The sequence below is a fragment of the Pseudomonas sp. RSB 5.4 genome, assembly GCF_037126175.1.
Classification (GTDB): Bacteria; Pseudomonadota; Gammaproteobacteria; order Pseudomonadales; family Pseudomonadaceae; genus Aquipseudomonas; species Aquipseudomonas fluorescens_H.
Map to the genome: position 1 here is coordinate 470,005 of NZ_CP146986.1, position 13,148 is coordinate 483,152.

Consider the following 13,148-nt stretch of genomic DNA (forward strand, 5'->3'; position numbering starts at 1 on the left):
GCCGAGGCGCGCCCCTTTTTTGCTTATACAAGGATCTTAGCGATGTCGTTACACCCTGACCTGGAAGCCTTTCTCGACCTGGCCCAAGACAGCCAGGACGCCGGCCTGCCGGCCATGCACCAGATGACCCCGAGCGAGGCCCGTGCCACCTTCGAGCAGACCACCGCGCAACTGCGCTGGGCTGCGCCTTCGGATCTGTCGGTGACGCAGATCGACATGGCAGCCCGGAACGGCACGCCTTTGGCGTTGCGCCTGTATCGGCCGAACGGCGCCGTCACGCCGCTGCCGGTGCTGGTGTATTTCCACGGTGGCGGATTCGTTGTCGGCAGCCTCGATTCCCACGACGGTGTGTGCCGCGAGTTTTGCCAGCGCACGCCTTGCGCGGTTTTGTCGGTCGGTTATCGACTGGCGCCCGAGCATCGTTTTCCTGCAGCCCTGGAAGATGGCGAAGACGCCTTGTCGTGGCTGGCGGAAAACGCCGCAAGCCTCGGCCTCGACATCACGCGCGTAGCGTTCGGCGGCGACAGCGCTGGCGCCACACTGGCCACCGTGTTGGCGATACAGGCAGTCGTACAACCGCAAACCGTAGCCATCGCGCCCAAGGCGCAGTTGCTGTGTTATCCGGTCACCGATGCTTCACGCCCCCACGATTCGCGTCTGCTGTTCGGCGAAGGTTACTTGCTGGAAAACGAAACGCTGGACTGGTTCTATCAGCACTACGCGCGCAGCCCGCACGACTGTCTGGACTGGCGTTTTTCACCGTTGCTGACGGAGGATCTGCGTGGGGTCGCACCGGCTATTGTGCTGTTGGCCGGGTTTGATCCGTTGCTCGATGAAGGGCAGGCTTATGTCGATAAATTGCGTGCTCACGGGGTGAGGGTTGAGCTCGAACATTGTCCGGGGTTGACCCATGATTTGCTGCGTATGGCTGCGGTCATGCCTGATGTGTTGCAGGTGCATGAAGATTTGAGCAGGGCGTTGGGGCGGTTGTTGGGGTGATGCTTTGGTTGGGGTGAATATCCGTTGCTGCGGTTACGGCCTCCTAGGGTTCCGCCCTTACGGCCATCCCTTTCAAGGTCTTAGGTAAAATCCCCTGAAATTTCAGTCAGGGATCCCCCGAAGATGTGGACCGATGTTCTAGCTCGATTCGAAAAAAAAGCACCTGCCAGCGTCATGGCCAAGTTGGCGCTGGAGCAGGCTATTGCTCCTGAGTGGGTCGATCAGGTCTTCGAAGAACATCGGCAACGGCAGTATTCTCGTGAACTACTGTTCTCGACCATCATCAAGCTGATGTCCCTTGTTTCATTGGGTTTGAAGCCATCCCTGCACGCCGCCGCTCGGCAACTGGAAGATCTTCCTGTCAGCTTGGCAGCCCTCTACGACAAGATCAGTCGTACCGAACCTGCTCTGTTGCGCGCGCTGGTCACAGGCTGTGCACAACGCCTGACCCCAACCATCAAAGAGCTGGGTTGCACCACGATGCTGCCGGGCTGGCAGGTTCGGGTGGTGGACGGCAACCACTTGGCATCCACTGAGAAACGTCTGGGCGCTCTACGCCACGAGCGGGGTGCCGCTCGTCCTGGCTTTTCGGTGGTTGTCTACGACCCCGATCTCGATCAGGTCATCGACCTTCAGGCATGTGAGGATGCCTACGCAAGCGAGCGTATTTGTGTGCTGCCTCTATTGGCTGATGCCGAGCCGGGCCAGGTGTGGCTGGCTGATCGACTCTACTGCACGCTCCCGGTTATGGAAGCTTGTGAGCAGGTCCAGACATCCTTTGTCATTCGTCAGCAAGCCAAGCACCCACGCCTGATTCAAGAGGGTGAGTGGCAAGAGCCCGTAGCTGTGGAAACAGGCACTGTGCGCGAGCAGATCATCCACGTCAGAGGCGGTTACCAATGGCGGCGCGTGGAACTGACGCTTCATTCGCCAACAGACTCGGGTGACAGCAGCTTGATGTTCTGGAGCAATCTACCTGAGAGCATCAGTGCACAGCAGATCGCAGAACTCTATCGCCGCCGCTGGAGTATTGAGGGCATGTTCCAGCGACTGGAAGCGATCCTGGAAAGTGAAATCGAAACCCTTGGCAGCCCAAAGGCTGCCTTGCTCGGGTTCGCTACTGCGGTATTGGCATACAACGTCCTGGCCGTACTCAAACGAAGTGTCGAACAAGCCCATCGCGACACCCAGCCTGAAGGCTGGGAAGCCTCGACCTACCACTTGGCGGTCCAGGTCAGGAGTGGTTATGAGGGAATGCAGATTGCGCTGCCCTCGGAGTACCTTCCCGTTATCCCTGCGGAAAAACTGGCTCAGCGCTTGTTGGAACTAGCCAGAAACATCCAGCCAAAACAAGTTGCGAAAAGCCCCCGAGGCCCCAAGGTGCCCAAGCCCAAAACGTGGGTCCAAGGCACAGCGGTGCATGCTCATGTTTCAACGGACAGGGTAATCAAGGCCGCCAAAACGAAAAGACCTTGAAAGGGATGGCCCTTACGGCGGGTCACTTTTGGCAAACGCCCCAAAAGTAACCAAAAGGTCTGTGCCCTGACGTTCGGCCCTCGCCTGGGCTCGGGTTCCTTCGCTGCGGGATTCATCCGGGGGGCAGCGCCTACGGTTTGCTTCGCTGCACCTCCTCTCGCTGTGTTTGGCTTCGCCAAACGGTCGCTGCGCTCCCACCCCCGGATAAACCCCTCCACTCAGCCTGCCGACGGGCCCTCAGATCAAAATCAAAAGCGGTACTCGAGCTAACGCTCATTGTGTTGAGTGGGGCGGCTTCGCCGCAGGGGGCAGCACGCAATCTGAACTGTACCTGCTGGCGATGGCGGCCTACGAGCCGACCAATCTCTAACTGATGCACCCGGCCCAACTGTGGGAGCGGGCTTGCTCGCGAAGGCGGCTTGCCAGTCAACCAATCTCTAACTGAAAACACCCAATCCCATGTAGGAACTGCCGAAGGCTGTGATCTTTTGATCCGCTTTGGCTTTTGATGTGGCTTTTGATCGTCAGCCCCTTCGGCAGGCCGAGCGTAGGTGTTCATCCGGGGGTTAGGCGCGTAGCGCCATGCGGCGAAGCCGCATCCATCGAGAGGAGGTGCAGCGAAGCAAACCGGAGGCGATGCCCCCGGATGGACACCGTAGCGAGGGAACACTGAGCCTAGGCGAAGTGCCGTACGCCGGGGCAAAGCCTTTTGGGTTACCTTTTCGGCGTTTGGAAAAGGTGACTCGCTGTAAGAGCGAAACCGCCAGCCGCAACCCCCGAAGAAACGGATATTCACCCAATCCCAACCCCAACCCACACCAACCAGACCAAAAAAAAGCCCCGCCAAAGCGGGGCTTTCTCACAACCGAAGCAATCAGAAGACAGCCTTCACCGACATCACGAAATTACGCGGATCACCATAAAAGTTACCGAAACCTTCGGTACCAATGGTCGAGTAATAACGCTTGTCGAACAGGTTGTTACCGTTGAGCGCGACCGACCAGGTGTCGTCGATCTTGTAGCCGATGCGACCGTTCCACACCGCATAACCGGCACCGTTGATGTTGCCACCGCCAATCGGCGAGACGCGATAGTTGCCGCTCTGCGCGTTGACGCCGGCGCCGACAGTGACGCGATCCAGCGGGCCGGTCAGGCTGTAGTCACCCCAGACGCGCAACAGGTGACGTGGCACATAAGAGTTGTAGGCGGTGCCGTCCAGCGTGGTGTCGGCATCTTCCAGCACTTTGGTCTGGGTGTAGGTGTAGCCGGCCAGCAGTTGCAGACGGTCAATCACTTCACCGCTGACTTCCGCTTCGAAGCCCTGAGCGCGGACCTTGCCGGAGTTGATCGAGCAAGAGCCGTCTTCGCAGCGCGGATCATCCTGTTGTGCATCTTTCTGAATGGTGCGGAACAGGCTGAAGGAGCTGTTCAGACGACCGTCGAACCACTCACCCTTGATCCCCAACTCGTAGCTCTGGCCGATCAATGGCTTGAGGGTGCTGCCATCGATGGTCTTGTAAGCGCCTTGTGGGGTGAAGATGTCGGTGTAGCTGGCGTAGGCGGTCAGGTTGTCGTTGAGGTCGAACAGCAGACCGGCGAACGGCGTGACTTGCCCGGTCTCGGTGGACTTGGTGTTGACCGGTGTGCCTTCGCCGCGGAAGTACTGCACCGAGTCGGTGTCGGACTTGTACCAGCTCACCCGGCTGCCCAGTACGAGGGTCAGCGGATCGGCCAGTTTAAAGCGGCCGATGGAGTAAGCGCCGTATTGCTTGATGTGCATGTCCACCGGGCCACCACGGGATGCATTGGCCAGGTAATAGCTTTCATCCGGTTGCGGGATGTGGTGGTTCGGATCCAGCACGTTCTGACGTTGTGGCAATGCGGCCACTGCGTAGAAATCGTCCTTGTTCGAACGGCTGGCGTTTACGCCGACGGTCAGTTCATGTTGCTGGCCGAACGCGTCGAATTTTCCGTCAACGTAGGTATCGAAGCCGTAGTCGACCTGGTCGTAATCGTAGGTGCTGCCCAGCATCAAGGTGCTGGACGAAGTGGCGCCGACCGGCACGGCACCGCTCGGGAATGCGTATTCCATGTCCTGGGTGTTGCGCGAGTAGACGCCCGCGACCTTGAGCGACCAGTCGTCATTGAACTGGTGCTTGAGGTCAGTGAAGTAGGTGGCGCGTTTGCTGCGCTGGTTGTTCCAGGATGTGTTCAGGCAGGTCGAGCGCTTGAGGTGCAGGTCGGAGCCGTCGGCGTAACGCGGCAGGCCGCCCCAGCAAGGCGTGGCGTCGACGTCTTCCCAGGCGACGCCCACACCCAGGGTGGTGTCGGGGCTGAGGTCGAAGTCCAGGGCGCCGTAGTAGATCTGATCCTTGCGGCTGGCGACGTCATAGAAATATTGACGGGTCTGCTCAGTGACCACGGCGCGACCACGGATGGTGCCCGAGTCGTTCAGCGGGCCACCGGTATCGACCTGACCGCGATAGTTGTCCCAGGTGCCTGCCGACAGCGAGAGTTCAGTGTGGGCGGTATCGCCGCCACGCTTGCGCACGAAGTTGACGCCACCGGCGGTGCCGCCGGCGCCTTTCATCATGCCGGCGGCGCCACGCAGTACTTCCACGCGGTCATAGATGGCCATGTCGCTGTTGAAGCTGTCGGCCTGCACGTAGCTGCTGCCGATGTCCAGCGGTACGCCGTCGTACTGATACTGGCCGCTCATGCGGAAACCGCGGGAGTAGAAATACTTGCCGCCCATTGGCGAGTCGTAAACGGTGATGCCCGGGGTCTTCTCCATCACTTGTTCGATGGTGTTGAGGTTCTGGTCATCGAGCATCTTGCGCGTCATGACGGTGATCGACTGCGGTGTTTCTTTCAGTGAATGCGTGCCCTTGCCAATGGTCACGCCACCGGTGGTGTAGGAGTTGCTGCCTTCGGTGGTGGCGCTCATGCGTTGCGCGTTGACGTTGGTCGGCGCCAGTTCCATGGTATCGCCGGTGGCCGGGCCGAGCACGGTCACGGTGTTGCCGTCACGCTGATAGCGAATGCCGGTGCCTTTGAGGATCGCGTTAAGCGAATCATCACCCTGATAGCGCCCGCTGAGCGCGCTGGAGCGCAGACCTTGCAGGCTTTCCGGGCTGTAGATGATTTGCAGGCTGGTCTGTTGGCTGAGGGTCTGCAGAGCCTGTGCCAGTGGCTGGGCCGGAATGTTCAGTGTCCATTCCTGCGCCTGGACATACGGGGTGGCAGCAACGGTCAGTGCCAGACCGAGACCGGTGCCGGCCAGTCGCGAACGTGTGACGCCCTGCATCAACAGGGCTCGAGTCAGGGGGCGAAGCATGAAACGGGATGCGGACATGAGGTTAAGACCTTGGCAGGTATAGTTGTTAATGGTTCTTATTCATCTCATTAAGACGAGGAAGCCGCGGCAAACCGGAAAACTATTTTTCCGGTCTGGCCGCGGCCCCGTGTTTCAAGCGGTCTGCAGTTCGCTTTTGACCTTTCCGGCCTCCATGCGCACCAGTTGGTCGGCAACGTCGAAGTAACGGTCATCATGGGAAATCACGATGATGGTCTTGCCCAGGCGTTTGAGGTCGGGCAGCAACTCGGTGTAGAAAATCCGTCGGAACGTCGGATCCTGATCCGCCGCCCATTCATCGAACACCAGCACCGGGCGCTCTTCGAGCCAGGCGTTGACCAGCGCCAGGCGTTTGCGCTGGCCGGTGGACAGATCGGTGGTGCTGAAGGCGCCGTCGCGCACGCTGACCTTGTGCGCAATTTCCAGACGCTCGAGGTAGCGGGTGGCGTCCTGCGGCACCTGACGATCGCCCTGGATCAGGTCGTCGAACAGGTAGTAATCGGCAAAGATCGTGGTGAAGTTCTGTCGGTAGTCATCGCGGTTGAGTGCGGTGATTGCTTGATCGTTGACGCGGATTTCGCCTTCGGTCGGTGCGTACAGGCCGAGCAGCAATTTGATCAACGTGGTTTTGCCACAACCGTTTTCACCGACGATGAACACGATGTCGCCTTGTTCGATGCGCAGGTTGACCGGTCCCAGACGGAACGGTTCGCTGCCTTCCACCGCCGGGAATGCGTAGCGCACGTTGCGCAGCTCCAGGCTGTTGACGGCTGCCGCTTTGCTGCCCGTGTCTTCCAGTAGCAGGTGCGGTTCCGGCGAGGAAAACTGTTCGCTCAGCTCGGCAATCCGGCGGAACGCAATCTGTGCGCGGCTGATGATCGGCAAGGTGCTGACCAGATGCTCCAGCGGGCCTTTCATGTACAGCAGCACCAGTACAAATCCACTCATGACCGCTTTGTCGCCGCTCGGCCAGAAGGATTGCAGCGCCAGAGCCATGCCGATCACCACGAAGAACAGCATCGAGCCGAACGACTTGGCGATCACGAAGGTGTTGATGGATTTGATCTGGGTGTCGCAGATCTTTTCCGCGGTTTTCTGAATGCCGGCGACAAACATGCGCTGGCGCCGCGGGCGGTGGATACGCAGTTCCTTGGCCCCTTCGGCAATCGCGTTGTAGTGCTTTTGCAGTTCGTCTTCGGAGTCGCGCGCGGCGTAGAACCCGCGCATGCCCTTGGCCCGGGCAATCGCCTGAATCGTGGTGCCGATGGCGATGGCCACCAGCATCATCAGGAACATCGGCCAGGACAGCATCGCCAGGTAACCGAGGCAGCCCAGGGTGACGGTCATGGAGATCGCCAGCGGCGCAAAGGCGAAGGCGAAGTCGCTGATGGTGTCGACGTCGTGGGTCAGCACCGGGATCAAGCGGTGACTGCGATAGCGTTCGATCTGGTCGATCGGCGCCGACAGCACTTTCTCCCCCAGTTCCTTGCGCAACCTGGCAATGATGTGCTGGCCGACATAGTTGGTGCCGATGTCCGACAGAATCGTCGTCAGCAACGCCACGGCGCAGAGGCCGGCGAAGATCATGACCACCGTGCGGGTCAGGCCGTCATCGGAGTGCAAGGCATTGTTGATGGTCGCCAGCAGCACGGTGACGCTCAGGCCACCGATCATGCCGAGCACGATGGACACAGAGACGATCAGGCGGAAGGGCTTGAGCAGGGCGAACAATTCGTTGATCGCCCCACGCGTAGGCTTGGTCATGGAGGATTCCTGCTTCGGTGCGGAGGGAGTGCCGGTACTTAAGGAAAACGAATGGTCACGGAGTTTCTTTAAACGACCGCAGACGGGCTGCGGTCGTGGCGGGCAGGATCAGAGGTCACGCACTACGCGGAAACCGAGCCAGTCACCCTTGCTGGTCGGCCAGCTGCTGTTGCGGTTGCCGGAACGAGAGAACACCGGCGCTTCGCCCCAGTCGTTGCCGCGCATGACCTGGCGTTCACAGTGTTCCTGCACCCACGGGCGACCGTCGTCGGGTACCCCGGAATAGTCCTTGTGATAGCAATCGGCGGTCCACTCATAGACGTTGCCGTGGGCGTCGTACACGCCGAAAGCGTTGGCCGGAAAGGTCCCGGCCGGCGAGGTGAAGTTGTAGCCGTCGGCGGCGCCATAGGTGTTGGCGTGTTTGGAAATCTGGTAGTTGTTGCCTTCATCGAACGGGAACGGGAAGGGCCCGGTGCTGCCGCCACGGGCGGCGTATTCGCGGATCGATTCGCTTTGCAGGCGATAGCTGTGGCCGGTCTTTTTCGACAGCCAATCGATATAGCCCTGAGCTTCGGCCACGTTCATGCACACGGCCGGGTCGCGCGCGGTCTGCTTGAACTCCGGTTTGCCGGCGGTGCAGCGGCGGCCCGGGCGATCATCGAAGTCGTAGGGCTTGTTGCCGGTATCGCGCACATACGCGTCCCATTCGCCGACCAGTACCTGGAAACGGCTGATGGCGAACGGTTTGCTGAAGGTCACCACGTGGCGCGGACCTTCATCCGGCTCGCGGCCGACTTCGTCTTCCGGGGTGCCCATGGTGAAGCTGCCAGTGGGCAGCACCACCATTTCCGGGCAGTCCTTGCAGTCCTTGAACACTTTGCCCGGAGCGGGCGGGGTCGCAGCCTGGGCGGCACCGGGCAACAGGCCGGCGCAGAGCGCGGTCAGGACCAGTGCGGGGAGGGCCTGGAAGGTGAATGAGGCGTGAGGCTTTTTCATGAGTCGTCTCTGTGAAAGGAAACCGGGGGCGAGCGTTCAGGCACGCAGTTTTTTGCCGAGGATGTCCATGAACCGGTCGACTTCGGCTTCGCTGTTGAGCAGCCCGGGGGCGGTGCGGATCACCGGGCCTACATCACGGCTGACGGCGTCGCAGATCACCCGCTGGTTCATCAGGTAGGCGGCGACCTCGTCGCTGTCCTGGCCCTTGACCCGGAAGAACGTGAAACCGGCGGAAAACTGCGGATCGAGCGGGGTCACCAGTTCGATGTTCGCGTGCTCCCGCAAGCGCTCTTTCAGATAGCTGTTGAGCTGATGAATGCGTGCCTGAACGTCGGCCTTGCCCAATTGCAGATGCAGCTTGAAGGCCTCGTCCAGTGCCCAGCGGTGTTCGAAAGCGTGGTAGCCGCCCGGGGTCATGGTGGTGGCGAACGTCGTGGCTTCGGAGAACGTCGGCACGCTCGGGCTGACGTATTTCACTTCTTCACTGCGGCTGCAGACGATGCCGGTGCCGCGCGGGCCGAACATCCATTTGTGGGTGCCGGCAATGAAAAAGTCGCAGTTCATCTGCGGGAAACTCAGATCATCGACGCCGAAGCCGTGCACACCGTCGACCACGTAAATCAATCGGTCCTGATCTTCGCGCTGACGGTTGTGCTCATCGACCAGTCGCGAAATGTCGCCGATCGGCAATTTCACGCCACTGCCCGAATGCACCCAGGTCATCCCCAACACGCGGGTTTCAGGGCGGATGTTGCGGTTGATGGTGTCGAGCACCTGATCCAGCGAAATGCTTTGCGGGGTTTCGAACAGCTTGAGTTTTCGCACCCGGGTGCCATCGCGGCGGGTGCGGAAATCGAGGATGTTGCGGGTCGAATAGTGCTCGTGCTCGGTGGTGAGGATTTCCTGATCCGGGCGCACATGCACGCCGCCGTAAATCATCGCCAGGCCTTCGGTGGTGCTGCCGGTGAGGGCGATCTGGCTCGGTTTGGCCTGCAGGTATTTGCCGGCCCAGACCCGCACATTGTCTTCGCGCTTTTCGGTGACGCCCAAATCCCAGTCCATGGCCAGGCCCGGGTTCAGATCCAGCGCTGCACGATGGCGTGCGATGGCCTCGCGCACGGGTTTGGGGTGGGAGGTGACCAGAAAGTTGGCGAAGTGAATCGCCTGCGGATCCTGATCGAACAACTGGCGCAACTGCGTCCATTTGCTCCCGGAAGGCACGGCGGCGGGTGCGGCCATTGCTGGCGCAGCGAGCGTTGTGCCAAACGGCAGGGCGGCGGCGACCACGCCTGCCTGTTTCAGAAACGTGCGGCGGTCGGTCATGGCTGGGCGCTGTCCTGGCGGGAGATCAACGCAGGTTTGGCCGCTTTCTGCACCTGATCCCAGACGCGCATGAAGTTGCCGCCCCATAGTTTGGCGATATCTGCTTCGGAGTAGCCGCGCTGGATCAGTTCGGCGGTGACGTTGCGGATCTCCCCGACGTTTTCCCAACCCTTGATACCGCCGCCGTCGTTGAAGTCCGAAGCGATACCGACATGGTCGATACCGATTTTGCGCACGGTGTAATCGATGGCGTCACCGAGGTCCTTGAGGGTCGCTTTCGGTTCTTCTTCAAGGATCGCGTAGAGGCCGCTGGCGTACTGGCCGAGTTTCTGTTCGGACCAGGCAGTGATGATCGGATCGCCCGGCATCAGCGCCATGGCCAGGTTCGGCAACGGCGGCAGGTCGAAGCGCGCGCGCAGTGCGTTGAGTTTGTCCTGGGTGCCTTGGGTCAGCGGTTTGAGGTATTGCGAGAACCCGACCACCTGCACCACGCCGCCGCTGTTCTTGATCAGCTGCAATTCCTTGTCGCTGAGGTTGCGCGGAATATCCACCGCCGCCCGTGGCGCCGAGTGCGAAGCCACCAGCGGTGTGCGGCTCAGTTGTGCGACCTGTTCCAGGCCCTTGGTCGACATCTGCGAGACGTCGATGATCACGCCCAGATCGTTCAAGCGGTGCACCGCTTGCTTGCCGATGTCCGAAAGACCGTCGAGGGCATCGGGGGAATCATTGAAAAACGGTAGCGGGCGCGACGAGTCGGCCCAGCTGTTGTTGCCGATGTAGCTGAAGCCGAACATGCGCATGCCGCGCCCGGCCCACAGGTCCAGTTTGCTCAGGTCGTTGCCCAGCGGGTAGGCGTTGAGCATGCTGATGAAAATCGCAAACTTGCCTTCGCCATGCAGGCGGCGGAAATCATCCGGGGTGTAGGCGATGCCAACCTGATTGGGAAAGTCGCGGACCATCCCGGAAATGATTTTGTAGCGCACTTCCTGCTGGTTGCGCGCTTCCTCGACAAAGCCCTCGGTCGGGCGATGCGGCGCATTCGGGCCGTTCCACATTTCCGGCCAGCCGAACACGGTCAGTGCCGCGCCGGACAAGCGACCGCGATTGGCCTTGATCAGGTCGAACTGGCCCGAGCCGTCCTTGTCGGCTTCGTTGCCGTGCGCGCCGAAACTCAGGGGCACGGTGATGTGGCTGTCGAACGAGAGGATGCGATCCTGCAGCTCGGTTGCCTGTTTCATCACTTTGACCGGATAGCCGGGGTTGTCCCGAAACCAGTAATCCCAGGCCAGAAACCCTGCGCCGGCGCTGATCGCCAAGGCCAGCGGCAGGCCGATAAATAGAGCCTTTTTCGAACGCGGTTTTGTCATTGCCATCTCATTCAGGTTCGCCGTCGAAGTGCAGGCGCAGGGGCCTTTGCTATCTGGGAGGAACGAGTGACCGGACGGGTAATTTAGGGGTGCGGGTGAAAAGCGTTGATGGCGTGTTGCGATCTTTTGCCAGGGCCATAAATTTCCCCGGCGAGCAAACGTTCTAGCTTGGATAAAGCCTGCTTCATGGCTGACACAGGTAGGGCAATGACGATCTCTCGACGCTGGTTCATGGCGGGCATGGCACTTACGGGCGCCGCGCTGCCTGCCGCTTTTTATGCACATCGTGAGCTGACCCGTGAGGAGTTTCCGATCACACCGGGAGAGGCCACAGTGGATCTGGCCGACACGGCCGGTCAGCAGTTGGCGGACAACCTGCGCGGCGTGTGGGATATCCGTTTCAGCGGAGCCGCCGCAGGGCTGGACGGCCTGCCGCACGAAGGTCTGGAATTGTTTCTCGACATTGCCCGTCGTGGCCGCGGCTTGCGCGGATTCCTCGATACCGGGGCCAATCTGCGTTCTGACGCGCCGGCGCGTTATCAGGTGATTGGCGATCTGGCGCCGGGCAATGGCGCCGAGATGTACTGGCGGCTGCTGCGCACCGATGCGCCGCAAGCGGCGCCAGTCTATGAATTCAAAGTCAAACTGGACGAAGTCTGGGCGGCGTTCGGCAATGCCGGCAGTGGCACGCTTACCGGGCAGGTGTTGCGCCTGGATCGACCGTTGGGCTTGCCGGAACTCGACAACCATTTCATCGCTATCAAACGACGCTTTCCCGAGGCTCGCGAACGCACTGGATTGAACCCGACACTGTTGGCGTGGCTGGTCGCTCCGGAACATCGCTTGTTCCACCAGCTCTGGCATGCGACCCGTGACAAGTGGCACAAACTCTCGGAGAAAAAACGCGAGGCCCTGCGCGGAATCGGCTGGCAACCCGGGCCGCGCGACAAGGAACGGGATGCCCGCGGGCCACGCAAGGATCGCAATGGTTCGGGCATCGACTTTTTCTTCATGCACCGGCACATGCTGGGCAAGGCCCGCTCGATGCAGGACTTGCCGTCGTGGCCGGCGTTCCCCATGCCGCAACCGGAACTGGAACGCGACCGTCAGGGCTTCGCCCGCTACTTCGACAACCACGACGGCAACGCCTTGCCGCCGACCTGGGTGACCGACGGCGATGATGAGTACACCCAGTGGGTCAGCGACATCAAGGCGGCCGAGACTTACCACAGCAATTTCCAGGTCTGGGAATCGCAGTACCGCGACCCGCGATACTTATCGAAACTCACCCTTGGCCAGTTCGGCTCAGAAGTAGAGCTGGGCCTGCACGATTGGTTGCATATGCGCTGGGCGTCGGTGGCACGCGACCCGTCCAATGATATTCCGGTGCCGATGGCGCGCGATCAGGCGGATTTTGCCGCGCGTTGGTACGCCCCGGAAAACGACTTTCTCGGCGACCCGTTTTCCTCCCATGTGAACCCGGTGTTCTGGCGTTTTCACGGCTGGATCGATGATCGCCTCGAAGACTGGTTTCGCGCCCATGAGCGTTTTCACCCGGGCGAAGTCAGTCGCCTGGAGGTCAATGGCGTGCCGTGGTTTGCCCCGGGGCGCTGGGTTGAAGTCGACGATCCGTGGTTGGGGCCGGACACCCATGGCTGCAGTACCGTGCCGGGCCTGCAGATCGGCCGCTCGGTGGAGATGGACCCGGAAACCATGAAGCTCGCGCTGCGCATCACCTTTGGCGATGAAGACCACATGGCCGACCTGTTCCGCAAGGTGCCGCAGCGACCGTGGTACGCCCGACATTTGAAGGTGAAGGGGCGGCAACTCTAAGCACAAAAAAATCGCAGCCCGGAGCTGCGATTTTT

General features: G+C 60.7%; 8 protein-coding genes. 3 read left to right on the top strand and 5 right to left on the bottom strand.

Annotated features, from left to right (window positions below; translation table 11 throughout):
* Positions 1 to 42 precede the first annotated feature (42 nt).
* Together V9L13_RS02040 and V9L13_RS02045 are read left to right on the top strand one after the other, a co-directional pair.
* Positions 43 to 999: an alpha/beta hydrolase gene (locus V9L13_RS02040; protein ID WP_338801307.1), complete on the top strand. Its 957-nt coding sequence runs from the start codon at positions 43 to 45 to the stop codon at positions 997 to 999.
* A gap of 174 nt (positions 1,000 to 1,173) precedes the next feature.
* Positions 1,174 to 2,475, top strand: a complete 1,302-nt coding sequence (locus V9L13_RS02045; protein ID WP_080593282.1) for an IS4 family transposase — start codon at positions 1,174 to 1,176, stop codon at positions 2,473 to 2,475.
* Between the two features lie 874 nt (positions 2,476 to 3,349).
* On the opposite strand, the gene V9L13_RS02050 is transcribed toward V9L13_RS02045, so the two are convergent.
* From V9L13_RS02050 to pvdM, 5 genes are all read right to left on the bottom strand, one after another.
* Positions 3,350 to 5,830 carry a TonB-dependent receptor gene (locus tag V9L13_RS02050; RefSeq protein WP_226501897.1) on the bottom strand — a complete coding sequence of 827 codons (2,481 nt, stop codon included), beginning with the start codon at positions 5,828 to 5,830 and terminating at the stop codon, positions 3,350 to 3,352.
* Positions 5,831 to 5,944: 114 nt separating this feature from the next.
* Positions 5,945 to 7,594, bottom strand: coding sequence for a cyclic peptide export ABC transporter (locus V9L13_RS02055; protein WP_262142354.1), 1,650 nt, complete (start codon positions 7,592 to 7,594; stop codon positions 5,945 to 5,947).
* A 108-nt stretch (positions 7,595 to 7,702) separates the two neighbouring features.
* Positions 7,703 to 8,590 (bottom strand): formylglycine-generating enzyme family protein, encoded by an 888-nt coding sequence (locus V9L13_RS02060; protein ID WP_338801308.1) that lies wholly within the window; start codon positions 8,588 to 8,590, stop codon positions 7,703 to 7,705.
* A gap of 36 nt (positions 8,591 to 8,626) precedes the next feature.
* A complete protein-coding gene (locus tag V9L13_RS02065) occupies positions 8,627 to 9,913 on the bottom strand; it encodes an aminotransferase class V-fold PLP-dependent enzyme (protein WP_338801309.1) in 1,287 nt (428 codons plus the stop codon).
* Positions 9,910 to 11,280, bottom strand: a complete 1,371-nt coding sequence (gene pvdM / locus V9L13_RS02070; RefSeq protein ID WP_003223442.1) for a pyoverdine-tailoring dipeptidase-like protein PvdM — start codon at positions 11,278 to 11,280, stop codon at positions 9,910 to 9,912. The genes V9L13_RS02065 and pvdM overlap by 4 nt, the downstream gene beginning before the upstream one ends.
* Before the next feature lie 207 nt (positions 11,281 to 11,487).
* Here pvdM and V9L13_RS02075 point away from each other — a divergent pair, with 207 nt between their 5' ends.
* Complete coding sequence (locus tag V9L13_RS02075; RefSeq protein WP_338801310.1) at positions 11,488 to 13,113, top strand: PvdJ/PvdD/PvdP-like protein; 1,626 nt, start codon at positions 11,488 to 11,490, stop codon at positions 13,111 to 13,113.
* Positions 13,114 to 13,148 lie beyond the last annotated feature (35 nt).